Below are 24,587 nucleotides of genomic sequence, written 5' to 3' on the forward strand. Positions count from 1 at the left end.
ATGAAAAAACCAATGTCGCTAATAGACAGGCTACTATTTGCCGGATTAATATTCGCTGGTGGTGGATTTGATGCATATACATATTTGGTGCACGATGGGGTCTTTTCTGGGATGCAAACCGGAAATTTAATCATATTGGGTGTCAGTTTAGGGCAAGGAGAATGGGGATCTATTTTTGACCATCTCATTTCAATTTTCGCATTTATGATTGGTATTATCATAACTAGAAACCTCCAACATCGATTTAAAGAAGAAGATACGATTAATAAGCGACAAAAATTTGTGATTGGCCTTGAAGCAATTCTGTTAGTTGTAGTTGCCTTTATTCCAAAAAGTTGGCCGACTCAACTGTCAACTGGAATTGTGTCAATGGTTGCGGCCGCACAACTTCAAGAATTTAGACAGATTAATGGAGGACCATTTACATCATTCATGATGACGGGTAACTTAAGAACAATGGCTGAAAGTTTTTATGATGGCTTTATCAAGGGCAATGTGATTGCTCTAACAAAAGGTTGGCGTATGTTAGGTGTTGTTCTAGCGTTTCTTTTTGGGGCGACTTCCATGGGTGCTTTGGTACCAATAATGGGCACTAAAACTATTTTACTGGCCGCATTTTTCTTATTGTGCTCGCTAATTGGACTACAACTAAATCCAGATAAAAAACTATAAAAATAAAGAGGTTGAGATAATGACAGAAATTAAAAAGAACCCAAAAGTAGATTTATATTTAGAAAAAGCAACACATTGGAAAGAAGAAATGACGCAATTAAGAGAACTTTCACTTGAAACAGGCTTAGTGGAAGAGCTCAAATGGGGTAAACCTTGTTACACGTTGAATGGTAAAAATGTTGTCTTAATTCAAGGATTTAAAGAATATATGGCGTTACTTTTCTTGAAAGGAACGTTGATTGATGATGGGAAAGGTATTTTAATCAAAACGGGCGAAAATACTGAGGTAGGACGTCAGATTAGATTTCATAATTTAAAAGAAGTGACTGATTTAAAGGCAGAGATTAGCGACTACATTCAAAAAGCAATTGCAGCTGAAAAGGCGGGGGTAAAAGTACCTAAAGGTAAACCAACTGAACTGGTCTTGCCAATTGAATTTCAGAAAAAAATGAATGAAATGCCAGAGTTAGAAGAGTTTTTTGAAACCTTAACTCCGGGACGTCAAAAAACGTACGCTCGTTATTTCGCAGACGCAAAACGAACGGAAACACGAGAAGCGAGAATAATTAAATATATTCCTAAAATCCTTGATGGTAAAGGACTTAATGATTAGACAAAAAAGACGACCAGATTTTCATCTGATCGTCTTTTTATATTATTTTAATTTCTTTTGTAATTCTTTAACAATTTCTTCATGCTTAGCTTCAGATAATTTAATTCTTGCCATAAAGATTAAAGCAGCAACAACCATCAATGCCATAGGGATAAAGAACATGTACATTCTGAATTGCCATAGACCACTAGATGTAATATCACTGGGTTTGGCACTACCTGTCATACCGGCATGGATTGCGGCAAAACCAACAACACCATTAGCGAAGGCACCAGCTAATTTATCCAATAAAGGACGAACAGCTAAGGTAACAGATTCATTACGTGTACCACTCTTCAATTGACCATATTCAACACTATCAGTAATTGTCATTAATGCTGCTAAGAAAACAAGTGGGTATGGGAAGAAGAATAACCCAACAGCAATTAAGACAACGATAAGGTTAGTACCGGCGAATAAGAAGAGAATGTAACCTAATAACATAACTACGATTCCGCCTAAGTAAATGGCACGACGGTGAACTAACGCAACTAAAGTTGGGAATAGTGAAACTGAAATAATTCCTAAGACTGCTGTTAGAACCCCAACAATTGTAAAGGCTGCGGCACTACCTAAAATGTAATTGAAGTAGTAAATCAAAAGTGAATTTGTAATAACGTAACTAAAAGCGAATAAGAAATATGATAATGATAACCACATTAATTGATCATTTTTACCAATAACTTTGAAAACATCACGGAAACGAACTTTTTCAGTGTTTTCACGAATAGCATTTTTTTCAATTTTAGTTCCTAAGATAGTTGCTAGAGCACCTAAAAATGAAACTAAACCGATAACGACAGCAAAGCCTAACCAACCAGCTTTTGTTTGTGTGTTACCTTGAGTGCCTGAGAATATTTTTGAAAAGAAGACAACGATTGGTACGATAACGATAATAACACCTTGAGCACCTAATGTTGATCCAAAACGGGCAATAGTCCCAAATTTAGTCCGTTTCTCTGATTCAACACTTAAAGCGGGTAGCATTGACCAGAATGAAATATCTTTAAATGAATAGAAACTATCTAAAATGATATATACAATTGCGAAAAGAATTAAGTAAAGGTAAGGACTATTTGTTGCTAAACCACCAAAGTCAGTGAAAATGATAATTAAGCCAATTGAACTAACAATTGAACCAACTAGCAACCATGGTTTAAAGTTTCCCCAACGAGTACGTGTATTATCAATAACACCACCAATTAATGGATCAAATGCAATTTCAACAATACGGATAACAACCATTACAGTTGTAACATAACCAATCATCTTGGCGTTGAATCCAGCATCTTTTGTAACGAATAATTGACTTGTAATAAAAATCATAAAATAAGTGCTAAGAGTTGCATAAAAGGCATCGTGGCCAAATGCACCAAATGCATATGAAGCATATTGCTTAATATCTTTAGAATTTTTCATTTGTTAAAACCCCCTCTAATTAGTTATATCGATGTTCGATGATCTTATCTAAAATATCTTGACGTTGTTTTTCTTTAGCAGAGCCTAATTGGTTTTCTTCCAAAGAGTTAAAATCATTAACTAACAAAACTGATTCAAGGTATAACGTTAATTGACGTTTGATATATACCTTGTTATCTTCGTTTGTTTGCTTAGGATTTCCGGCAATGATTGCGGCTGCAAATCGTTCAGCGTCAATCGTTAATTTATTTGTGTTCATTCTAATAACCTCTTTCTATATAATAGATTTTTGATAAAAATAATTGCTGTAATAATGCTATGCGTTAACAATGTAATCGCATTCGTTTAGTTAACAAATACATTTTACTAAACTTTTACTAAAATGTAAACGCTTTATACTTGAAAATTTGAAATATATATACTAATCACAAAATTTATGATGAAAATATTTGTTGAAATGGGGTAATAGAGGGGTTGATCGAACAAAATAACAATTTAATGAGACTATTAAAATAAGGAACAGAGAGTGTCAAGAAGACCATCCCTGTTCCTTATTTTTTATGTCATTAGATACTAAGCGCATTAATCAAGGCATCAGTTGAATGGTCAGTACTTTCTTTTGTTAGTGGCTGATCAAATAAAAGGTAACCTAGAACAACTCCACCAATAATCGACCAGATAACTTTGAGGATTTCAAGATTATCCCAATTAACAATTAACTTTTTCTCTTTTAACGCATCAATTGTTGTATTAATTGCCGCCCAGTATGGAGCAGGCGCATTTTCTAGTAATTGGGTAACCACAGACTTGTCATAGAGTAATTCTGAAATAAATATTTTGAGAACTTTAGCATTTTCCTGTAGGAATATAACGCGATTTTTTAATAATGGTCGAATTAACGAATCTAAAGTTAAATTAGAAGGATTCATAGATTCATCCAATAAATCTTGCATTGCTGATGGCAAAATTGATTTAATAACCGGCGTAATAATTGCGTCTAGTAGCCCCCGTTTATTGGTATATTTACTAAAAATATTTCCCTCGGCCACACCAGCTTTTTTGGCAATTTCTTTTGTACTTGTGTTTGCATAACCTTTTTCTGAGAATAATTCGATTGAGGCAATTAAAATTTGCATCTGTTTGTCCGTGATATCTTTGAATAAATCCGAGTTGGCATATAGTTTTAATTCAGAATTTTTGATAATTATCACCATCCTATCGCTGTTATTATTATGACACAATTGGCAGCGATAACAAATGACGAACTTATTGTTTTGGTGTTTATTATTTTAAAGTTAGGGTTGACTAAACTTTGAAACGAGTTATAATCATAATTGTAATTGATTGAGTGCTCACTCAAAGAAAGAAGGAATAAACTTATGTTTAAAAATAAATTTTTAGGTTTTGCCATTTTAGTTTCAATTTTGTTAACATTCATCATGGTTGTGATGCAAATTCCATCTGTTAAATCGGAGCTCAAGGATGTTCCGGTAGCTATCGTCAATGAAGATGATGGTAAGCAAGGAAATAAAATAGTTGAAAATTTAATGGGTAGTAAAAATAAAGCGTTAGATTGGTATATTGTTAAGAGCGATAAGGACCTTAAGAAGGCAATGGATGAACAACAATATTATGCTGCTATCGTGATTCCAAAAAACTTCTCCTCTTCACTTGGCAAATTAGTTGATCCTACTTCAAAAGGGGTTGCTAACGTTACTGTTGTGACAAATGAAGCAAAGAATGCTCAATTGGCAACAACGTTAGGGTCAACGTTATCAACCGTTGTGACAAAAATTGGTGGTGGTATTTCGGCTGGCATTTTAACGAATATGGCTAAGGCAGATATTAGTGTCCCCGCCGTTACTGCGTTGAAATTGAATAATCCCATTACGGTGAAGACGACGGTTAGACATTCAACGAAGGGGCTAACATCAGCAAACAGTTCATTCTTCCAACCTGTTTGGATTGCGAGCATGGTTATTAGTTTGTTACTATTCTATGCCGGAAATACGAAGGAATTTAAATCAATGAAACATAAATTCTCTTTTAAATCAGCATTCATTATTTCGGCAATTGCGCTTGCAATCTTAACCGGGTTTGCAACGGCCACATATGCAACTTGGATACTAGGATTTAATTTCACACACTTTATGACGATTGCAGCATTCTTATCGTTCACAAGTTTTGCTTTTATCATGTTGTTCTCAGGAATACTAACATGGATCGGATTCCCAGGCGTTATTGTGTTTGTCCTCTTGCTTTTCTTCTCAATTCCGTTACTAGCAATGGCACAACCACTGGTCCCTCAGTTTTATCAGGATTGGGTTCTCCCATGGTTACCAATGCGTTTCTTGTATGATGGTGCCCGTAGCATCCTCTACTATGGTGCTTCATTCTGGAATAGTTCAACGGTTGGATTAACTTATGTGCTGACCATCGGTGGGGTTTTATTCTTCGCCGAAGGCTTTTCACCTAAACATCGAAAAGTTGAACGAGAAATTAATGAGAAAATTAAAGTTATGGAAGCTAAATAGAATAACTTTAATGAAACAAAAACCCAAAACAATCACTTTTTATAGGTGATTGTTTTGGGTTTTTAGTTATGTTGAAAGAGTTATTTTTGACCACTTTGAATGAAGAAATTGGCATGTTTGTAATTATAAATGGTTTGAGAAAGGTCAAATGGTTCACCGCTTGCCGTGTAAAAAAGTTCATCAATGTAGAGACCTGGTGAATTATTTGGTAGTTCCAGAAGTTTTGCTTCTGTTTTTTTAAGAATATCGGTTCGTAAATATTTGTCAGAAAAACCTATTTTTAATTTTAAGACTTCCGTCAGATAATTAAATATGGACTCACTAATAATTTCTTTGTTAAGATAAGGAACAATTTTTTTTCGAAAATATGATTGTTCAATGCAGAGGACATTATTGTCGACGTAACGAATTCTTTTTATGAAATAAACCTCTTCGCCGGGGGCGCAATTTAATTCTCTTGCCACTTCAGCGCTGGGTGTTTCAATCTTTAAATCGATTACCTTTGTGGATAGTTTATTATTTTCTAAATCTTTTGTGAATCCCATGTTGGTCATTAGAGCGATGTAGCCATCTCTTTTTTGGCGGCGCACGAAAATTCCGCTACCCTGAACCTGATAAATAACACCTTTATCTTCTAATGTCGTTAGTGCCTTTACAAGAGTTGTCTTACTGACATCATATTTTGATATAAGTTCATTTAAACTTGGGAGGCGTGTTCCCTGACTTAATTTTTTGTCTTTAATTGCAAGTTCGATTCGATCGGCAACTTCTTGATACTTTAGCATGTTATTCCTCCATAAAAATACTGTGAACTTCATTGTATAACAATGTATCTACCTTGTACATCTAGATGAAAAGGGTTACAAAAAAGCATTGACAAATTGTACACGTACAATTAATATGTACATATACAAAAGTTTTTGTAAGGGGATACATTGGCTTTTAAATTTATTCATAAGTTATTTTATCTGAGGAGGAGAAAATATGGCAAGTAAGGTTAGAGATTATACGAAGTTGGCAACAGATATTTTAGAAGCAGTTGGTGGCGAAACCAATTTGGCTGGGGCAACCCATTGCGCGACAAGGTTGAGACTGGTATTACATGAAGTTCCAGCAGATGCCAAGGAAAAAATATCGGCAATGGCGGGTGTTATAACTGTTGTTGAGAGTGGTGGACAATTCCAAGTCGTTATTGGACCACACGTTGGTGAAGTTTACGATGCCTTTTCGGCATTAATTGACTCTTCTGAAGTGGAAGAAGTAGAAGCACCAAAAATGAGCATAATGAACCGGATTATCGCAACGATGTCCGCCGTTTTCGCACCATTTGTTTACATATTAGCGGCAGCAGGTATTATTCAAGGTATTCTAATATTAATTACTTTGGTCATGCCAAGTTTCCCAAAAAGTGGCACATATCAGGTTTTAAGTTTTATTTCATGGTCACCATTTACGTTCTTACCCATATTCATTGCTATAACAGCGTCTAAACATTTTAAAACAAATACGTTAATTTCTGTTGCATGTTGTGCGGCGTTAGTTAGTCCTACATGGGCTGAAATGGCAGGAACTATTGCGAATGGAACAAGTATTAACTTTATGGGAATCCCACTATCTCAGACTGTTTATACATCATCAGTATTGCCACCTCTATTTTTAGTTTGGATCTTATCTTATCTTGAAAGATTTTTAAATAAAAAGGTTCCTGAAATTATAAAAGAACTTGTTGTGCCATTATTATGTTTATTGATCATGGTTCCATTGACTATTTTAATTATTGGTCCACTTTCTTCCCTTGGAGCTGAAGGAATTGCCAAAGGGTATAACTACTTAGTTACTGTTGCACCACCTTTAGCAGGTGTAATTATTGGTGGTTTCTGGCAAGTACTTGTTATTTTTGGTATTCATTGGGGAGTGACGCCAATGGTTATGGCTAACTTTAAAATGAACGGTATGGATTCGTTCCAAGCTTTCCAAACAATCGCCGTTGTTGCACAAGTTGGTGCTGTTCTAGGCGTATTTATTAAATCTAAAAATAAAGAATTGAAAAACATCTCACTTTCAGCATTTATTACAGGTTTATTTGGGATTACAGAACCAGCAATTTATGGTGTTACATTAAGATTTAAAAAACCATTTATTTTTGGGTGTATTTCAGGAGCTGTAGGTGCATTAATTACGAGTTTCTTTAACTCTAATTACTTTGCCTATGCTGGATTACCAAGTTTGTTAACAATCGTAAATGCAATTAGTCCCAAGATTCCAAGTTCATTTATTGGAATGGTAATTGGATGTAGTGTTGCCATTATTGGTTCAGTGATGTTAGTTCAAATATTTGGTACAGGTGAAACGGTTAGTGAAGTAGCAACTATGGAAGCACAGTTAGACGATGCGCCAACTAAGGTAGCACCAGTTCTAAGCGCACCAATAATAAATGCACCAGGAGTTGTTAACAGCCCTGTAACAGGAAAAGTAATTGCGCTAACTGAAGTTAAAGATGAAGTTTTTGCTTCTGGCGCAATGGGTAAAGGTGTTGCTGTTGATCCAACGGACAATAAGATATACGCACCGTTTAATGGGCAGGTTGTTATGACCACGGATACCCAACACGCCATCGGGTTAAAAGCTGATGACGGCGTGGAAGTTTTAATTCATATCGGAATGGATACTGTCGAGTTAAAAGGAAAATATTTTTCAACGCAAGTTAAAGACCAGGATTATGTAAAAATGGGTGATTTACTTGTTGAATTTGATCAAGATAAAATAAAAGCGGCAGGTTTTTCAGTGGTGACGCCTGTGATTGTGACGAATTCAGATGATTATGAAGATGTCATTGCTTATACGCAGAATGATATCCATCATGGAGAACCAATTATGGAATTAATTCCCAAAGGAGGAAAGTAATAATGTCTAAATTACCCAAAGATTTTTTGTGGGGTGGCGCGCTAGCCGCCCACCAATTTGAAGGTGGTTGGGATGCCGATGGTAAGGGTCCAAGTGTCATTGATGTCATGACTGCAGGTGCAAATGGTGTTCCACGAGAAATTACGGAAACCGTAGAGGCGGATAAATTTTATCCAAATCATGAAGCAATTGATTTTTACCACCACTATAAAGAAGACATCCAGCTATTTTCTGAAATGGGACTGAAGTGTCTACGGACGTCTATTGCATGGTCACGCATTTTCCCAATGGGTGATGAAAGTGAACCCAATGAGGCCGGATTACAATTTTATGATGATGTTTTTGATGAGTTACTAAAAAAAGGTATTCAACCGGTAATTACGTTATCTCATTTTGAAATGCCACTTCATTTAGCTAAAGAATACGGCGGCTTCAGAAACCGTAAGCTAATTGATTTTTTTGAAAATTTTGCGAAAGTTTGTTTTAAACGTTACCAATCAAAAGTAAAATATTGGATGACATTTAATGAAATTAATAATCAAATGGATACCAATAATCCCATCTTTTTATGGACTAATTCGGGAGTTATCGTTAACAAAGATGAAAATCCAAAAGAAGTTATGTATCAAGTAGCGCATAATGAACTATTGGCGAGTGCTAAAGCCGTTATTGCGGGAAAAAAAATTAATCCTAATTTTGAAATAGGATGTATGGTTTCACATGTGCCAATCTATCCTTATTCGTGTGATCCTGAGGATATTATGGCCGCCGAAGAAGCGATGCACCAACGTTTCTTTTTCCCCGATGTTCATGTGCGCGGTGAATATCCAAGGTATGCGTTAAAAGAATTCGAACGTCACAACTACAATATTGGCATTCAAGAAGGCGATCTAGAAATATTGAAGGCTGGAACGGTTGATTACATAGGTTTTAGTTACTATATGTCAACAGTCGTTAAAGCCGACGCCAAGGCGGACCAGCTGGGCAATGTTGTAAATGGCGGATTGCCTAATGGTGTTCCTAACCCATATATTAAATCCAGTGATTGGGGTTGGGCAATTGATCCAGATGGATTGCGATATACATTAAATCGCTTATACGATCGTTATCAATTACCTTTATTCGTTGTTGAAAATGGTTTTGGCGCAATTGATAAACTTGAAGAAAATCATACAATTCATGATCCTGAACGTGTGAATTATATCAAGGAACATATCCAAGCTATCGAGAAAGCAGTTGATTACGATGGTGTAGAGGTCTTGGGTTATACACCATGGGGAATAATTGATCTAGTTTCGTTTACAACTGGTGAGATGAAAAAACGTTACGGGATGATTTATGTTGATCGTGATAATGAAGGAAAAGGAACAATGAAACGATATAAAAAAGACTCATTTGCTTGGTATAAGAACGTAATTGAAACAAATGGATTGACTCTTTAAAAAATTAATAGAGAATTAATAAAAAGCTAAACGCCATTTTTACATTGGTGTTTAGCTTTTTGGTCTTTAAAGGGACGAATATATAGTATAAAATAGATTATTCGATAAATTTATATTTTCCGTAAAAAATTTAAGAACTACGGTTGAACAGGGAGAGTTAAGAATGCAAAAACTATTAATTATCGCTATTATTATTGTTAATTTTACTTTTATATATTTTTTTATACGTGATTTATTAAAACATAAAGCGGATGTAATGAAAGAACCGGCGAATCCAATTTGGACGCCAATATCACAAATAGTTATCTTTTTCTTTTCCACATTCGGTATTTCAGATTTTGCCATATCAACTGCAATATTTCCAAAAGCCAAGTGGGTTTCAATGAAAAAATTACCAGGAACATTAAATGCGCAAGACGTTATTCCCATTTTTGTTATGTCATTGGCTTATATTACGACGGTTAACGTTGGTATTAAAACGTTACTAGTTTGTATCGTTTGCCAAGTAATTGGGGCTTATATTGGCCCTAGGTTTGTCGTTAAACTACCTGAAAATACGATTAGAACGTTTGTTATTGTTGGGCTACTTGTTGCAACAACGTTGATTGTTGCGGGTAAAGTTGGGCTGATTGCCGCAAACGGAACGGCAACAGAATTGTTTGGTTGGAAGTTAGTCGTAACCGGGTTTTTATTATTCGTTTATGGCGCATTGAATAATATTGGAATCGGCTCATTTTCTTTAACGATGGCAACCGTCTATGCAATGGGGATGGATCCAATTGCTGCATTTCCAATCATGATGGGTGGATGCGCATTTTCATTGCCAATTGGAAGTATGCAATTTATAAAATTAGATCAATATTCAAGAAAAATAACGTTATTTTCTGTTTTTGGCATTATTGGTGTTTTAATTGCCGTATTTTTAGTAAAAAGTATTGATACTAGTGTAATTCAGTGGATCGTTATTGTGGTGCTACTATATTCCGCATATAGTTTACATTTGGGAAATAAGAAAGCTAAACCAATCGATTAATAAAAAGCAGATATGATGGGTTAATTAATGCATATGTACGGGATTATTTTTAAACAAATGGAGTCGAAATATTGGTTATGAGAACAATTTTTAGTTACACTGTACGTGGATTAAAAATGATGTATCAATAGGGGGATTCTAATATGATAGATGTAAAAAATTCGTTAGATAAATTACAGTGGACGGCAGAGCATCACTATCTGCATATTATTGCTAAACATGATTTTATGCGCGCTTGGGCAGTTCAATTTGAGCTGGCCTACACTGACTTCCGTACAATCCAATTGGCGTTACAATTGTCTGGTAAACAACATGAAACGTTAGTTAAGTTTACGGATGCTTATGATCGTCTCTATGTTTTTGAATATGAATTTGCAGCAAATGGATTGGATGCTTTTTATTCAAAATTTACAACTCAGGATGATTTGAACAATTACGAAAAAGCAAAAAATGAGTTATTAGCTCAGATTCTAGTGATTAAAGAACTAGGAGCTAATGACTAATGATTGACGTTAAATATGATATTAAATATGGCGATAAAGCCGAGTTAACACTTGATATGTATAAACCAACCGATAATATTATTGGGACTGTCATTGATATTCATGGTGGTGGTTGGTTCCGTGGCGACAAGAAAACTGAATCGGATATTGGCGAGTTTCTTGGTGAGAGAGGCTATCTTGTGGTCGCACCTAATTACCGAATTGGACCAGAGAACACCTATCCAGCACCTTTGGATGATATGGATCAGTTAGTTATGTGGTTGCAGGAACAAAAGTTAGCAGATAATATAGCTGTTTTGGGCTCTTCTGCTGGCGGTAATATGTCAGTCGAAATGGGCATTAAATATGGATTCCCAGCTATTTCTTTATCCGGTATATTAGATTTTGATGAGTGGTTACAAATGCATCAACATGTTGTTGCTGCTCAAAATCAAACGAAAGATTTAGATGTATTACAAAAAACGGCTGGTATTAATCAAGATGGAGCCAATGATCCGTTCTATAAATGGTTTAGTTTGAACTATCTAAACGGCGATTTAACTTTAGCAAGTGCTGCAACACCTTATCATAAAATTACGGAAACAACCGGGCCAATGTTTTTAGCGAACTCTTTAAATGAGTTTGTTCCAAACAGTGGTGTCCTTAAATTCGCAGAACGTTTAACGCAGTTGAATATTCCGGTAACGACACGATTTATGACTGGATCAGAGCACGCTAAAGGGTATCTAGAAGCCGTGAAACCTGATATTTTAAACTTTTTGGCTGAAAATATTAACAAATAAATAAAGCGTAAATCTGAAAGTCCTTCTTGATTGAGGACTTTCAGGTTTATTTTTTTTGAAATAAATAATAAAAAAGTTCTTAAAATTAATTATGACAACCGGTTGACATAAAAATAAAACCGGTATATAATTTGGTTATTCATTAGGAAAGCGCTTTCCTAATGCTGGAACTATTTGAGCCAGGCAATTGCTATTTTAATTGGAATGTAACGTTTATTAAACAACAGAATGGGGTAAATAAAATGGAAAATAAAGTAGACGCAAATCCAAGTCAAGTTGAAGAAATACCGCTTTTTCGAAAACTTAGTTACTCGCTAACAGATTTTGGGGGTAACATTTTATTCGTCAGTATCAGTACGTATCTGCTCTATTTTTATACGGATGTTTTTGGAATTGGAATTGGTGTGGCGGGAACTATCTTGTTAGTGACGCGATGCGTTGATATGTTTGATGCACCAATTTGGGGGTTTCTAATTGATCATACGCACACGAAATGGGGACAAAGTCGGCCGTACTTTTTATGGCTATGTATCCCATTTGCATTTTTTACATGGCTAACATTTACAACGCCTAATCTGTCGGGGTCGTCTAAAATTATTTATGCGTCGGTCGTCTATGTCATTGCGGGGATTTTATATACTGGGATTAGTACACCGATGACATCGATCCTACCTAATTTAACAAATGATTCAGATCAAAGAACCGTATTGAACTCATATCGAATGGTAGGTGGAAATGTTGGGTTACTGGTTGCTAATGGGGTTGTTTTACCATTGGTGCAGATACTGGGTCAAGGTAACGACCAAAGAGGATTTTCATACACAATGATTGCTTTGGGTATCGTTTCAATAATTGCGTTCTTAATTGCCTTTTTGAATTTACGAGAAATTAATACGACTATTACGAAATCAATTTCACTAAGACAAAGTGTTAGGGCAACTAAAAGTAATTGGCCTTGGATTTTGCTAGTAATTTCTAACTTACTTTATTGGATAGGGACAACCGTTAGGAGTTCCGGCATGATTTACTATTTCCAGTACAACATTCATGCAAAATCATTGGTGGCCGTTGCGGGATCGTTGTCCGTCGTGGCAGTTATAGGGATGGTATCAATTCCCTTATTGGTTAAACGAACAAATAAACGAACAGTTCTAATTGGGGCACTTTTAATGGGTGCGCTTTGTAATATGTTGCTTCAGGTAGTTGGAAGTAATCAAGTGTGGGTTGTTATTCTATATTGTTTAGGATCAATTGGAACAGGTGTTGCAGCTGCCATGCCATTCTTAATGTTAGCCGATGCGGTTGATTTTGGTCAATGGAAAACGGGTATCAGAGCAAGTGGCTTTTTAACGGCTATCGGAAGTGCATTCTGTGTCAAAGCGGGTAGCGGGATTGGCGGATTTATTCCTTCACAAGTGATGCAATTCTTTGGGTATATTCCTAATCATACGCAAACGAGTCAATCTCTATTAGGAATTAACTTAAGTTTTGTCTGGATCCCAGCCATTCTATTTATTCTTGCATCAGTGCCCATGTTCTTCTATGGTAAATTTGAAAAGAATGAGGATAAAGTTAGGGCAGAATTAGCTAAACAAGATATGGCATAGAAAATTAATACAGAACACAAGGGTTTTGGGCGTTTTATGTTAAACTAGGAGTACATAAAGTTAAGCGGTAACGACTTAACTTAAATTAGACTACTTAGGAGTAAATAAATGCAAAATCCAAAACTTGATGATGTCGCTGAATTAGCGGGTGTTTCTAAAACGACTGTATCTAGAGTACTAAATAACAGGGGGTACCTTAGTGAAAAGACGGTTAAAAAAGTTCGTGATGCTGTGAAAACATTGAATTATCAACCAAATGATGTTGCTAGGCAGTTGTTTAGCAAAGAAACAAAATTAATTGGTTTAATTTTTCCAACAATTGCGAATCCTTTTTTTGGACAACTGGCCTATCAATTGGAGACACAGCTTTTTAATAGAGGGTATAAGGTACTTATAGGAAATTCAAAAAATGATCCAGAAAAAGAAGTTAGTTATTTACGCAAATTGATGGCTAATCAAGTAGATGGATTGATCGTGGGTGCCCATAATGAAGACATTGAAGAGTATCATAATACGAACTTACCGATTGTTGCAATTGACAGAATTATGAACGGTGATATTCCAGTTGTTTCTTCCGATAATTATAAGGGTGGTAAGATGGCGACAGAACTATTATTGGAACATGGAGCAACATCGATTGTTCATACTAACGGTCCTTATGACTTGGAGACACCTGCTCGGGATAGACGTAGAGCCTACGAACAAATAATGAGTGAACACGGGTTGCCCGCTGTAACGTATACGATTGATTTTAATTGGACAGAAGTAGAGAAAACAAAAGTAATTAAAGGGATTTTTGAGGATCTTAAACGAGTGGACGGTATTTTTGCCTCAAATGATACAGATGCCAGTTTGATTATAAAGATAGCTAGGGAATATGGTAAACGGGTACCAGAGGATTTACTCGTTGTCGGTTATGACGGGACAGATGTCGTTAGGCTGTTTAAACCAGAATTAACAACAATTGTCCAACCGATTGAACTAATGGCTAACACAGCTGTCGACATTTTGATGAAAAAAATTGAAGGAAAAGAGACACCTATGCAAGTTGTATTACCAGTTCAATTGTATAAAGGGGAAACGGCGTAAATAAGCACGTTTTTTATTTAAAACAAATGACAACCGGTTAACATACAGAGTGAGGAGAAATTAAATTTGAAAAATGAAACGGTTAATTATCCAGAAATAACAAATGAAAGATATCGATTAAATTACCATATTACGGCGCCAGCAGGTTGGATGAATGATCCAAATGGATTTTGTTTTTATAAAGGCTATTATCATATTTTCTATCAACATCATCCGGAATCGGTAGAATGGGGTCCAATGCACTGGGGACATTCAAGAAGTAAGGATTTGGTTAATTGGGAACGATTACCGATAGCTCTGTTTCCTGGTGATAAAGAAGATAAAGATGGCTGCTTTTCTGGGAGCGCAATTGTGAAAGATGATCGTCTCTACTTAATTTACACTGGTCATAATTTGAAGGATGAAAATGATCCTGATAGTTACTGGCAAAATCAAAATTTGGCATTCAGTGACGATGGCATTAACTTTCAAAAATATGCTGGAAATCCGGTTATTTCAATTCCACCCGCGGATAATGCTGCGGACTTTAGAGATCCTAAAATTTGGTACAAAAATGGTAAGTATTATATTGTGATTGGTAGTAAAAATGAAGTTGGGCTGGGTCGGGTTATTATGTATAGCTCAGAAAATCTGGAACAGTGGGATTATCTAGGTCCTATTGCGACGGCTAAGTCTGTTGATTCAGAGGGATTTGTGTGGGAATGTCCTGATCTTTTTGAAATTGAGGGGCAAGATGTCCTTATTATGTCTCCACAAGGTATTAAGGCTGATGAATTAAAATATAGAAATTTTTTCCAAACAGGCTATTTAATTGGGAAATTCGATGAAGATACACATACTTTGAGTCATGGCGAATTTACTGAGTTAGATTTTGGACATGATTTTTATGCGACGCAATCGATGCTTACACCCGATGGTAGAAGAATTGCGTTTGGATGGATGGACATGTGGGAAAGTCCAATGCCAGAACAACAAGACGGTTGGGCAGGCGCGCTTACATTTCCGAGAGAGTTAAAGATGAAAGCTGGCAAATTATTAATGACACCTGTCAAAGAAATTGAAAAATTACGTAAAAAAGTGTTGTTAGATGTTGTTAATCCTGAACAAAATACAATTTCCTTTAAAGCGCCTACAAAGAGTTTTGAATATCTGGCAAATTTTGATGGGAAAAACGATGTTGTGGTTAAGGTTCAAGACAGCGAACGGAAATTATTACTAGAACTTAATTATCGATCTGAAACGGGTAAAGTAACTTTACAAAAATATAACGATGACTTACTTCGAGAAACGAACATAACGGTTTCTGGTCAAATGGATATACATTTATTAATGGACAATAGTTCGGCAGAATTGTTTGTGAATAATGGCGAAGCTTGTTTTTCTGAACGCATTTATGATGAAAAAGAACTTACGATTGAGACAAGTAGTGGTTCCACAAATTATGATATTAAAATTTATGAACTTGGAGGAGAAATGTAATGTTATTAGGAAGTATTGAAGCGGGTGGTACAAAATTTGTATGCGCGGTTGGTAATGAGGACTATCGAGTAGAAAACCAAATTCAAATTCCAACAACAACGCCAGCTGAAACTTTGACGGCAGTTGTTAATTATTTTAAGCAGTTTGAAATTGGGGCACTTAGTGTTGCTTCTTTTGGACCAATTGAAATTAGAAAAACGTCACCTAAATATGGGTTTATCACTAAAACACCTAAGCCAGGTTGGAATGATACGGACTTTTTAGGATTTTTAAAAAATGAATTGGATGTACCAACATTTTGGACGACTGATGTTAATGGTTCAGCGTATGGCGAGTATACAATGTCAACGCTGTTTAATGAAAAAATTAGTTCACTTGTTTACTATACGATTGGAACTGGTGTCGGTGCTGGTGCCGTCATTAATGGTCATCTAGTTGGTGGTATTGGTCATCCTGAAATGGGACATGTGTTGGTTAAAAGACACCCTAATGATCTTGATTTCAAAGGAATTTGTCCGTTTCATGGTGATTGTTTAGAGGGACTCGTTTCTGGACCAACATTTGAAGCACGAACTGGTAAAAAAGGTAAAGACGTTCCTCTAACGGATGAAACATGGGACATTATGGCTTATTACATTGCTCAGGCCGCCGTTCAGACAACTTTAAGTCTACGTCCAAATAAAATTGTTTTTGGTGGTGGTGTTGCCAATGAAGTTTTATTAGGGAAAGTACGCCAAGAATTCAAGGCAATTTTAAATGATTATGTTGATGTTCCACCATTAGAACAGTACATTACGGCACCACAAGTGGCTAATAATGGATCGGCTAACGTTGGTAATTTTGCTTTAGCTGAAAAGTTATTATCTGAATAATTGGGTATTCAAACAAAAATTGGAGGACGATATAATGACGAATAAAAATTATTATGATGTAACAGAGTGGCCCGTGGGAAATCCGTATGAAGATATCGGTGAAGTGATTAATAGCATTATTAATGACATTAAGCAGCGACAATCTGGTAGTGATGGTAAGCCAGGAGCAGTCATTTATTTACCACCTGCTGATTATCATTTGCGGACCCAAGTATTAATTGATATTAGTTTCCTTAAAATTCAGGGATCTGGTCATGGGTTTACATCGTCAAGTATTCGATTTAATGTACCAGAAAATGAGTGGGCAAATCTGCATGAATTATGGCCGGGTGGGAGTCGTATTCTTGTTGATCTTGATCCTAGTACAACGGACGAAGAATCTGATGGTGCAGCTTTTTATGTTGCTCGAGAGGGTAATCCACGGATTAGTTCAGTAGAATTTTCTAATTTTAATATTGATGGATTGCACTTCGTGGATGACGGATCAGGTGAAAAAAATCCAGAAAATACGTATGTGAATGGTAAGACAGGTATTTATGTTGCAAGTGCGCAAGATTCGTTCCGAATTACGGAAATGGGCTTTGTTTACTTAGAACATGGCGTGACTATTTATAATGCTGATGCATTAACGATTCATGATAATTTTATTGCCGAATGTGGAAATTGCATTGAACTACGAGGTTGGGGTCAGGCATCTAAAGTAACAGAAAATTTAATGGGTGCAGGATTTAATGGGTATACTATTTTTGCCGAAAACTTTGGTGGACTTTTGGTTACCACGAATAATATTTTTCCTCGAGGTGCAAGCAGTATCTCATTGTCCGGTGTAACAAAGTCATCGGTTACAAATAATCGTCTGCATGCTTTTTATCCGGGTATGGTTATTTTGGATGAAAACTGTTCTGAAATCTTAGTTTCGTCCAATCATATGTTGCATGACCAAGAACCATGGGCACCCATGCAACATCGCGATAATGGACTGGATGATTTATATGGTCTCTTATCAATTAGTGGTAACGATAATTCTATAATTGGTAACCATTTCTCAGAGACGATTGACCAGGAAGCACTTAAACCGGCTGGGGCAACACCAGTTATTATTCGGCTTGCCGCCGGACACGGTAACTACGTTGCAAATAATAATGTTGTTGCTACAGAAATTCAATCAGGGAGTGGCGATTCCGCATTTTCTGCTCAAGTAGACGCATTGTTGGCAACAGAGGAATTAAAAAAAGTTGCGGTTACCACTGTGTTAGTAGAGAAGTCATCAACTCAAAATACCATTCTTGATTCAGGGACTAATGAGCAAATCGTGATGGATAAAACTGTAAATGCTTTTAGAGCAACACCAGTTGTTCCGGCAAAATAATAATTTTTGAAATAAATAAGGTCTCAGATAACGTTAATTCTAGTTATCTGAGACCTTATTTATTGTTCAATTAAAGCAAATTATATAAATCGAGGGGATACATATTTATAGTATAAGTAAATATTTTATTAGTAAATGATTAATAATAGATACATATGTGGACGATTACTTATAGCAATTGATTATTTTTGAATTAATTAAATGATTCAACGATAATTAATAACTAATAGACAAAGACGATATCTTTGACAGCGCTTTCAATAGGTGTTATTGTTTGTTTGAGATATCACGTAAGTAATATGTCAAACGGACAGACAAAAATATCGTTAAAATTTTAACTTATTTTTGGTTTGGAAACGTATTTAATAAATTTTTGGGGGAAGAATACATGAAAATATTTGCATATGGTATCCGTGATGATGAAAAACCATCGCTTGAGGAATGGAAAGTGATAAATCCGGAGATTCAAGTGGATTATACGCAGGATTTACTGACATCAGAAACAGCTAAGTTAGCTAAAGGTGCTGATTCAGTAGTTGTCTATCAGCAATTAGATTATAACCGTGACTCATTAGCGGCACTAGCTGATGTTGGTGTGACAAATTTATCGTTGCGTAACGTAGGTACGGATAATATTGATTTTGATGCAGCACGCGAGTTTAAATTCAATATTTCTAATGTGCCCGTATATTCGCCTAATGCGATTGCTGAACATTCAATGATCCAATTAGCACGCCTGTTGCGACAAACGAAGGAACTTGATGCTAAAGTAGCCGAACATAACTTACGCTGGGCACCAACTATTGGTCGAGAAATGCGTATGCAAACGGTCGGCATTATTGGAACGGGACATATTGGCCGTGTTGCTATCAATATATTAAAAGGTTTTGGTGCAAAAGTAATTGCTTACGATAAATATCCTAATGCTGAATTAGCGTCCGAAGGTCTATATGTTGATTCGTTAGCTGAATTATACGTACAAGCTGACGCTGTATCTTTATATGTTCCCGGATTGCCTGAGAATTACCATTTGATTGATGCTGAAGCCATTGAAAAAATGAAAGATGGTGTTGTTATTGTAAATACAGCTCGTGGTAATTTAGTAGATGTAGATGCAATTATAGCTGGATTAAATTCAGGGAAAATTTCAGGTTTTGGTATGGATGTTTATGAAAATGAGGTTGGTCTTTTTAACGAGGATTGGACTAATCGAGATTTTCCAGATGAAAAGATTGCCGATTTAATTGCACGTAAAAATGTATTGGTAACACCTCACACAGCGTTTTATACAACCAAGGCTGTTTCAGAGATGGTTCAACAATCATTTGATGCAGCAGTTATTTTTGGAAAAGGTGAAAAACCGGAAACGTTCGTAGAATATTAAATTATTTAGTTATTTTAAACAAGTGCAAAAAGGTTACGGGGTTATCAAGTTTTAAAATTGGGAAGAGGTAAAGCAGTATGTCCAATAAAATTGAAGAAAAAAAAGACACAGAATATGTACGTATGGCAAAAGAAAGTGCACCAGTTGCTTTCAATGGTCAAACTGATTTACATTTAAAAGATTTCTTTTTTAAAGTCTTGTCAGGTTCTGCACAAGGGATTTTGATTGGTGTTTTACCATCAGCTGTTATGAAATATATTATTAAGTATTCAGGATTGGGTATCACTGCGTTCGGCGCAGATTTAAGTGCTATTTTAACGTTATTTACATCGTTAATTCCATTTTTAATTGGGATGGCCATTGCCTTACAATTTAAAATGAAAATTTTAGATGTTGGTGTTGTTGCTATTGCAACGATGGTGGCATCAGGTTCAATTAAGTGGGCAGTTGCACCTGCCGGATGGGAAAATCCGGTGACAGGGGTGAACTCTGTGGTGCCCATGAATACTTATATTGCTTCGGGGTCCGGTGATGTTATTAATGCAATGATTGTCGCATCTATCGCAGTTGTGGTCGTCTGGCTAGTTGCCCATTATTTAAAAGGATTTGGATCAGTTGCGATTATTTTAAGTCCGATTCTTGTAGGTGGTGGCGTTGGCCTACTTGGTAAGACGATTGCGCCTTATGTTGGTGATGTTACAGCGTGGATTGGCGAATTGGTTGAGATGTTCACAAATTTTGCGCCTATTCCAATGGCAATGTTAATTGCTATGGCGTTTTCAATCATTATTATTACGCCTGTTTCAACTGTCGGAATTGCTTTGGCAATTAGTTTGTCGGGTATTGGTTCCGGGGCCGCTGCCATGGGTGTTGTCGCAACAACAATCGTTTTATTAATTAATTCATGGAAAGTTAATAAACCGGGAGTTACCGTTGCAATCGCATTGGGGGCAATGAAGGGAATGATGCCTTCAGTATTTGCCAAACCCGTGACGATGTTGCCATTTTTATTATCGGCTGCTATATCGGGAATTCCCGTTGCGTTATTTAACATTCAAGGGACACCGACTACTGCTGGTTTTGGATTCATCGGATTAGTTTCGCCTATCCAATCAATAGTTAAAGATTCTACAGTGCCTTCATCAGTTATGAATCATTTTATTAGTCCACTAGTTGGCGTCTTCGCATGGTTGGTTGTGCCAATTGTTGCAGGATTCGTTGTACAGTTCATATTTAGTAAGTTATTAAAACTGTATACACCAATGGATTTCCAACAAGACTTATAACATGATTTGTGAGTTAATAAAAATATCTAATTGAAAATAAAAAATATAGAAAAATAATTGAAAGAAGGATTATTAATATGCGTGTTGGAATGATTGGACTGGGTAAGATGGGGTTAAGCTTAACAAAGAATATGCTTGATAATGGAATAGAGGTTGTTGGATTCGATTTGGCACCTGAAAACGTAAAGGCTGCAAAAGATGCAGGTGCAATTTCAGCTTCAAGCCTTGAAGATTTTGTTTCTAAATTAGGGTCTACTAAGATTACATGGTTGTTGTTACCAGCTGGTGTACCAACTGATGCAACTATCGTCAAATTGACGGAACTGCTTAATAAGGATGATTTAATTGTTGATGGCGGTAATTCAAACTTTAAAGATTCGCTTAGACACAATAAAATCGTGACAGAAGCCGGAATGAGATTTTTTGACTGTGGTACATCGGGAGGTCAATCAGGTGCTCGTAATGGTGGGAACTTTATGGTTGGTGGCGATGATGCGGATGCATTTAATCAATATCTTGATCCAATCTTTAAATTGATTTCTGAAAAAGATGGTTATCTTTATACTGGGGCAGCAGGCTCTGGTCATTACTTGAAGATGGTGCATAATGGTATTGAATATGGAATGATGCAAGCAATTGGTGAAGGATTTGACGTTCTTGAGAGCGGCCAATATGATTATGATAATGAAGCTGTAGCTAAATTATGGAATCATGGTTCAGTTATCCGTAGTTGGCTAATGGAACTTGTGGAAGATGCATTTTCTGATGATGCACATTTGGATGACTTACTTGGACGCATGCATTCATCAGGTGAAGGGCAGTGGACGTTACAAGAAGCACTCGATAGTAAAGTGCCAACGCCAGTTATTGCATTGTCAGTGATGATGCGCTACGAATCGATGAGGAACGTTGATGCGAACTTTACAGGTAAAGTTGTTGCTGCAATGCGTCATGGCTTTGGAGGACATGTTGTAGATAAATCGTAGGCTATTATTTTTAACATGACAAATGGATAATTGGCGGGACCATGTCTCGTTTGATTTTTTGAGAATGTGATGCTACTTTTGAGACAAAATTTATTTAATTTGTGCCACTTTGCTGAAAGAGGACTATAATTAAGAGTGAAGTTGAAAGACAGTTAACTGTCCAAATCAAAAGAGGCGATAGCAATGGCAAAGTTGAGTAAAGAACAACGCAAAGCAATGGCTCAAAAAGCAATGGACGAACGTGCTAAACATCCACAAGCTGAAAAAAAACAATCAGGTTTCAAGTTTATTGAAGAAGAATCAGCTAAATTAGAATCAGAAAAAAACTAATTATAAAAGTTCAAAGATTAATTCTGAGTATTCTTGGAATTAATCTTTTTTTATTTCACTGAATCATTATTAAATTTGTCGGGAGTCAGGTACAATTTAGACGAGAAAGAATTAAATTAGGGAGTGATTAAATCGTGATAATTAAACAAGTACATATTGAAAATGAAAAAGAACTACAAGATGTCCGCGTAGAAAATGGGATATTTACTGAAATTGGCTTAAACTTACAGGCTAAATCTAACGAGCGGGTTATTGATGTAACGAATAAATTAATGTTACCTCCGTTTGTTGATCCGCACGTCCACTTGGATTCAACACTTACGGCTGGAGAGCCAGAATGGAATGAATCGGGTACTTTATTTGACGGTATCCGAATCTGGTCTGAGCGTAAAAAAACGTTAACGCGTGAAGATGTCAAAGAACGTGCTGTTAAAGCCTTGAAAATGCAGGCAGCGCATGGCGTTCAATTCGTTCGGTCACATGTGGATGTAACTGATCCAGAGTTAGTTGCTTTGAAGGCCTTAATTGAAGTGCGTGAAGAAGTGAAGCCTTGGATGGAGCTACAATTGGTCGCTTTCCCACAAGAAGGTATATTATCATTTCCAAATGGGAAAGAATTGATGACGAAGGCAGCCGAATTAGGTGTTGACGCGATTGGTGCGATTCCACATTTTGAATTCAATCGTGAATATGCAGTAGAATCTCTTCATTTTGCCTTCGAACTAGCACAAAAATATGATTTGTTATTCGATGCGCATACTGACGAAATTGATGATCCAAGTTCTCGTAGTCTGGAGACAGTTGCGACCTTAGCACTAGAGACAGGGATGAAAGATAAGGTTACCGCGTCACACACAACAGCGATGGGATCGTATAATGATGCTTATTTATATAAATTAATGCGCTTATTAAAAATGTCAGACATGAACTTTATTGCTAATCCACTCGTGAATATGTTTTTAGGCGGTCGATTTGATACATATCCGAAACGCCGTGGGTTAACACGTGTAAAAGAATTGGATGAAAATGGCCTAAATGTTGCCTTTGGCGAAGATGATATTAAAGATCCTTGGTATCCAATGGGTAACGGCAATATGTTGGATGCTCTGCATATGGGCTTACATGCCACACAAATCATGGGTTACAGCCAGATTATGGATGCCTATCGATTTGTGACAACCAATGGTGCCAAAGCGATGCACGTTATGGATCATTACGGAATTGGAGTTGGGAAACCAGCTAGTTTTGTAATCATGGATAGTGATAATTTTTATGATGCGTTGAATACGCGCGCAACTGTTATGTTATCCGTGCATAATGGAGACGTGATCAGTGAGACTAAGCCTGCAGAAACGCAGTTATATATTAGCTGAAAAATACATAACATAGGTAATTATTATCAGTTTAGTAAATGAGGTTGAATTATATATTCATTCTCTATTTGGAATTAAATTATGATAGAATTTTATATATAGAGGTGAACAATTATGGCAGATTCAGTAAATCAAGAACAAATTGTGCAAGCAGCATGGGAGTTGTTGGCAGAAGATGGCATTGCAACTTTTTCGATGCGCAAGTTGGCTAAAAAGGTAGATTTATCGGTATCAACATTATATTGGCATTTTGAAAATAAAAATGCCATTTTTAATGAATTGATAAATGAGGTAGCAGGTTCTGCTGAAAAAGCTTTTAAAAAGAGTGGCACTTGGCAAGAACGATTACTTCAAGATGGACTTATATTGGCGCAAGAATTAAGAAAACGTCCTTATTCGGCAGAATTAATGCTTAGTTTACCGCCAGATACCGATAACTATTGGTTGGTAACTGAACAACTTCTTGTCGTAATTGATGACCTTAAATTGAGTGATGGCGAAAAATTTAATGCTATTTCAATTTTATTGAACTATATTTTAGCATTTGAACGTGATTTTTTAGTTCAAAAAATAAATGTAACACAAATGCCAATTGGAAAATTGGCGATAAATAAACAGATAGGTTCACAGATTACCATCTTAAAAAGACTCTATCAGAAGGGATTATTCCAACAAATGGGGACAGAAGCGGCCTTAACTTGGAGTTTACGAACAATCATAGCGGGTTTAGATCAACAACAAAATAATTAAATCGAAATCATCGGTTAGCTCAGCTAACCGATGATTTTTTATTTTAATTACAAGTTAGTAAAGAAGCATTTTAAAGCGATTTTATGATAATTAATTGTATTATTTTTACGAAGAAAGGTTT

23 protein-coding genes are annotated in these 24,587 nt (G+C 36.2%); 19 read left to right on the forward strand and 4 right to left on the reverse strand.

Annotated elements, in window-relative coordinates; translation table 11 throughout:
• Together N0K80_RS03880 and N0K80_RS03885 are read left to right on the forward strand one after the other, a co-directional pair.
• Positions 1-672, forward strand: coding sequence for a YoaK family protein (locus tag N0K80_RS03880; RefSeq protein ID WP_057974730.1), 672 nt, complete (start codon positions 1-3; stop codon positions 670-672).
• Positions 673-691: 19 nt separating this feature from the next.
• The gene (locus N0K80_RS03885; RefSeq protein ID WP_269023825.1) at positions 692-1,285 is read left to right on the forward strand and encodes a YdeI/OmpD-associated family protein; all 594 of its coding nucleotides are present in this window, start codon (positions 692-694) and stop codon (positions 1,283-1,285) included.
• 42 nt (positions 1,286-1,327) lie between these two features.
• Here N0K80_RS03885 and N0K80_RS03890 read toward each other — a convergent pair whose 3' ends face one another.
• The 3 genes from N0K80_RS03890 to N0K80_RS03900 form a co-directional block, all read right to left on the reverse strand.
• Positions 1,328-2,743, reverse strand: coding sequence for a glycoside-pentoside-hexuronide (GPH):cation symporter (locus tag N0K80_RS03890; protein WP_057974728.1), 1,416 nt, complete (start codon positions 2,741-2,743; stop codon positions 1,328-1,330).
• 19 nt (positions 2,744-2,762) lie between these two features.
• A complete protein-coding gene (locus N0K80_RS03895; protein ID WP_146342616.1) occupies positions 2,763-3,002 on the reverse strand; it encodes a hypothetical protein in 240 nt (79 codons plus the stop codon).
• A gap of 307 nt (positions 3,003-3,309) precedes the next feature.
• A complete protein-coding gene (locus tag N0K80_RS03900; RefSeq protein WP_269023826.1) occupies positions 3,310-3,957 on the reverse strand; it encodes a TetR/AcrR family transcriptional regulator in 648 nt (215 codons plus the stop codon).
• A 165-nt stretch (positions 3,958-4,122) separates the two neighbouring features.
• On the opposite strand from N0K80_RS03900, the gene N0K80_RS03905 reads away from it, so the two are divergent.
• Positions 4,123-5,277 (forward strand): YhgE/Pip domain-containing protein, encoded by a 1,155-nt coding sequence (locus N0K80_RS03905; RefSeq protein ID WP_269023827.1) that lies wholly within the window; start codon positions 4,123-4,125, stop codon positions 5,275-5,277.
• An 80-nt stretch (positions 5,278-5,357) separates the two neighbouring features.
• On the opposite strand, the gene N0K80_RS03910 is transcribed toward N0K80_RS03905, so the two are convergent.
• Positions 5,358-6,062, reverse strand: coding sequence for a GntR family transcriptional regulator (locus N0K80_RS03910; RefSeq protein WP_269023828.1), 705 nt, complete (start codon positions 6,060-6,062; stop codon positions 5,358-5,360).
• A 199-nt stretch (positions 6,063-6,261) separates the two neighbouring features.
• On the opposite strand from N0K80_RS03910, the gene N0K80_RS03915 reads away from it, so the two are divergent.
• From N0K80_RS03915 to N0K80_RS03990, 16 genes are all read left to right on the forward strand, one after another.
• On the forward strand, positions 6,262-8,181 hold the full coding sequence (locus N0K80_RS03915; RefSeq protein WP_269023829.1) for a beta-glucoside-specific PTS transporter subunit IIABC: 1,920 nt from the start codon (positions 6,262-6,264) through the stop codon (positions 8,179-8,181).
• A 2-nt stretch (positions 8,182-8,183) separates the two neighbouring features.
• On the forward strand, positions 8,184-9,623 hold the full coding sequence (locus N0K80_RS03920) for a 6-phospho-beta-glucosidase (RefSeq protein ID WP_269023830.1): 1,440 nt from the start codon (positions 8,184-8,186) through the stop codon (positions 9,621-9,623).
• Between the two features lie 163 nt (positions 9,624-9,786).
• Positions 9,787-10,656, forward strand: coding sequence for a sulfite exporter TauE/SafE family protein (locus N0K80_RS03925; RefSeq protein WP_269023832.1), 870 nt, complete (start codon positions 9,787-9,789; stop codon positions 10,654-10,656).
• Positions 10,657-10,799: 143 nt separating this feature from the next.
• A complete protein-coding gene (locus tag N0K80_RS03930) occupies positions 10,800-11,159 on the forward strand; it encodes a hypothetical protein (protein WP_269023833.1) in 360 nt (119 codons plus the stop codon).
• Positions 11,159-11,941: an alpha/beta hydrolase gene (locus N0K80_RS03935; protein WP_269023835.1), complete on the forward strand. Its 783-nt coding sequence runs from the start codon at positions 11,159-11,161 to the stop codon at positions 11,939-11,941. The genes N0K80_RS03930 and N0K80_RS03935 overlap by 1 nt, the downstream gene beginning before the upstream one ends.
• 242 nt (positions 11,942-12,183) lie before the next feature.
• Positions 12,184-13,548 (forward strand): MFS transporter, encoded by a 1,365-nt coding sequence (locus tag N0K80_RS03940; RefSeq protein WP_269023836.1) that lies wholly within the window; start codon positions 12,184-12,186, stop codon positions 13,546-13,548.
• 108 nt (positions 13,549-13,656) lie between these two features.
• Positions 13,657-14,637, forward strand: coding sequence for a LacI family DNA-binding transcriptional regulator (locus N0K80_RS03945; RefSeq protein ID WP_269023837.1), 981 nt, complete (start codon positions 13,657-13,659; stop codon positions 14,635-14,637).
• A gap of 66 nt (positions 14,638-14,703) precedes the next feature.
• The gene (locus tag N0K80_RS03950; RefSeq protein ID WP_269023838.1) at positions 14,704-16,116 is read left to right on the forward strand and encodes a glycoside hydrolase family 32 protein; all 1,413 of its coding nucleotides are present in this window, start codon (positions 14,704-14,706) and stop codon (positions 16,114-16,116) included.
• The gene (scrK, locus tag N0K80_RS03955; RefSeq protein ID WP_269023839.1) at positions 16,116-16,988 is read left to right on the forward strand and encodes a fructokinase ScrK; all 873 of its coding nucleotides are present in this window, start codon (positions 16,116-16,118) and stop codon (positions 16,986-16,988) included. Before N0K80_RS03950 ends, scrK begins: the two co-directional genes overlap by 1 nt.
• Before the next feature lie 34 nt (positions 16,989-17,022).
• On the forward strand, positions 17,023-18,357 hold the full coding sequence (locus tag N0K80_RS03960) for a NosD domain-containing protein (RefSeq protein WP_269023840.1): 1,335 nt from the start codon (positions 17,023-17,025) through the stop codon (positions 18,355-18,357).
• Between the two features lie 388 nt (positions 18,358-18,745).
• Entirely contained in the window at positions 18,746-19,741 is a 996-nt protein-coding gene (locus tag N0K80_RS03965) for a D-2-hydroxyacid dehydrogenase (RefSeq protein ID WP_269023841.1), read from the forward strand.
• A gap of 77 nt (positions 19,742-19,818) precedes the next feature.
• The gene (locus N0K80_RS03970) at positions 19,819-21,027 is read left to right on the forward strand and encodes a PTS sugar transporter subunit IIC (RefSeq protein WP_269023842.1); all 1,209 of its coding nucleotides are present in this window, start codon (positions 19,819-19,821) and stop codon (positions 21,025-21,027) included.
• A 77-nt stretch (positions 21,028-21,104) separates the two neighbouring features.
• Positions 21,105-22,013 (forward strand): phosphogluconate dehydrogenase (NAD(+)-dependent, decarboxylating), encoded by a 909-nt coding sequence (gene gnd / locus N0K80_RS03975; RefSeq protein WP_269023843.1) that lies wholly within the window; start codon positions 21,105-21,107, stop codon positions 22,011-22,013.
• Between the two features lie 183 nt (positions 22,014-22,196).
• The gene (locus N0K80_RS03980) at positions 22,197-22,343 is read left to right on the forward strand and encodes a hypothetical protein (RefSeq protein ID WP_169787607.1); all 147 of its coding nucleotides are present in this window, start codon (positions 22,197-22,199) and stop codon (positions 22,341-22,343) included.
• 134 nt (positions 22,344-22,477) lie between these two features.
• Positions 22,478-23,716: a cytosine deaminase gene (gene codA, locus N0K80_RS03985; RefSeq protein ID WP_269023845.1), complete on the forward strand. Its 1,239-nt coding sequence runs from the start codon at positions 22,478-22,480 to the stop codon at positions 23,714-23,716.
• Between the two features lie 114 nt (positions 23,717-23,830).
• Positions 23,831-24,466 (forward strand): TetR/AcrR family transcriptional regulator, encoded by a 636-nt coding sequence (locus tag N0K80_RS03990; protein ID WP_269023847.1) that lies wholly within the window; start codon positions 23,831-23,833, stop codon positions 24,464-24,466.
• Positions 24,467-24,587 lie beyond the last annotated feature (121 nt).

It is taken from the genome of Dellaglioa carnosa, assembly GCF_026948345.1.
Classification (GTDB): Bacteria; Bacillota; Bacilli; order Lactobacillales; family Lactobacillaceae; genus Dellaglioa; species Dellaglioa algida.

Bases quoted from the DNA above. Each gene is read 5' to 3' on its own strand.
- N0K80_RS03880 (WP_057974730.1), top strand. From the start codon at position 1: ATGAAAAAACCAATGTCGCTAATAGACAGGCTACTATTTGCCGGATTA.
- N0K80_RS03885 (WP_269023825.1), top strand. From the start codon at position 692: ATGACAGAAATTAAAAAGAACCCAAAAGTAGATTTATATTTAGAAAAA.
- N0K80_RS03890 (WP_057974728.1), bottom strand. From the start codon at position 2,743: ATGAAAAATTCTAAAGATATTAAGCAATATGCTTCATATGCATTTGGT.
- N0K80_RS03895 (WP_146342616.1), bottom strand. From the start codon at position 3,002: ATGAACACAAATAAATTAACGATTGACGCTGAACGATTTGCAGCCGCA.
- N0K80_RS03900 (WP_269023826.1), bottom strand. From the start codon at position 3,957: ATGGTGATAATTATCAAAAATTCTGAATTAAAACTATATGCCAACTCG.
- N0K80_RS03905 (WP_269023827.1), top strand. From the start codon at position 4,123: ATGTTTAAAAATAAATTTTTAGGTTTTGCCATTTTAGTTTCAATTTTG.
- N0K80_RS03910 (WP_269023828.1), bottom strand. From the start codon at position 6,062: ATGCTAAAGTATCAAGAAGTTGCCGATCGAATCGAACTTGCAATTAAA.
- N0K80_RS03915 (WP_269023829.1), top strand. From the start codon at position 6,262: ATGGCAAGTAAGGTTAGAGATTATACGAAGTTGGCAACAGATATTTTA.
- N0K80_RS03920 (WP_269023830.1), top strand. From the start codon at position 8,184: ATGTCTAAATTACCCAAAGATTTTTTGTGGGGTGGCGCGCTAGCCGCC.
- N0K80_RS03925 (WP_269023832.1), top strand. From the start codon at position 9,787: ATGCAAAAACTATTAATTATCGCTATTATTATTGTTAATTTTACTTTT.
- N0K80_RS03930 (WP_269023833.1), top strand. From the start codon at position 10,800: ATGATAGATGTAAAAAATTCGTTAGATAAATTACAGTGGACGGCAGAG.
- N0K80_RS03935 (WP_269023835.1), top strand. From the start codon at position 11,159: ATGATTGACGTTAAATATGATATTAAATATGGCGATAAAGCCGAGTTA.
- N0K80_RS03940 (WP_269023836.1), top strand. From the start codon at position 12,184: ATGGAAAATAAAGTAGACGCAAATCCAAGTCAAGTTGAAGAAATACCG.
- N0K80_RS03945 (WP_269023837.1), top strand. From the start codon at position 13,657: ATGCAAAATCCAAAACTTGATGATGTCGCTGAATTAGCGGGTGTTTCT.
- scrK (WP_269023839.1), top strand. From the start codon at position 16,116: ATGTTATTAGGAAGTATTGAAGCGGGTGGTACAAAATTTGTATGCGCG.
- N0K80_RS03960 (WP_269023840.1), top strand. From the start codon at position 17,023: ATGACGAATAAAAATTATTATGATGTAACAGAGTGGCCCGTGGGAAAT.
- N0K80_RS03965 (WP_269023841.1), top strand. From the start codon at position 18,746: ATGAAAATATTTGCATATGGTATCCGTGATGATGAAAAACCATCGCTT.
- N0K80_RS03970 (WP_269023842.1), top strand. From the start codon at position 19,819: ATGTCCAATAAAATTGAAGAAAAAAAAGACACAGAATATGTACGTATG.
- gnd (WP_269023843.1), top strand. From the start codon at position 21,105: ATGCGTGTTGGAATGATTGGACTGGGTAAGATGGGGTTAAGCTTAACA.
- N0K80_RS03980 (WP_169787607.1), top strand. From the start codon at position 22,197: ATGGCAAAGTTGAGTAAAGAACAACGCAAAGCAATGGCTCAAAAAGCA.
- N0K80_RS03990 (WP_269023847.1), top strand. From the start codon at position 23,831: ATGGCAGATTCAGTAAATCAAGAACAAATTGTGCAAGCAGCATGGGAG.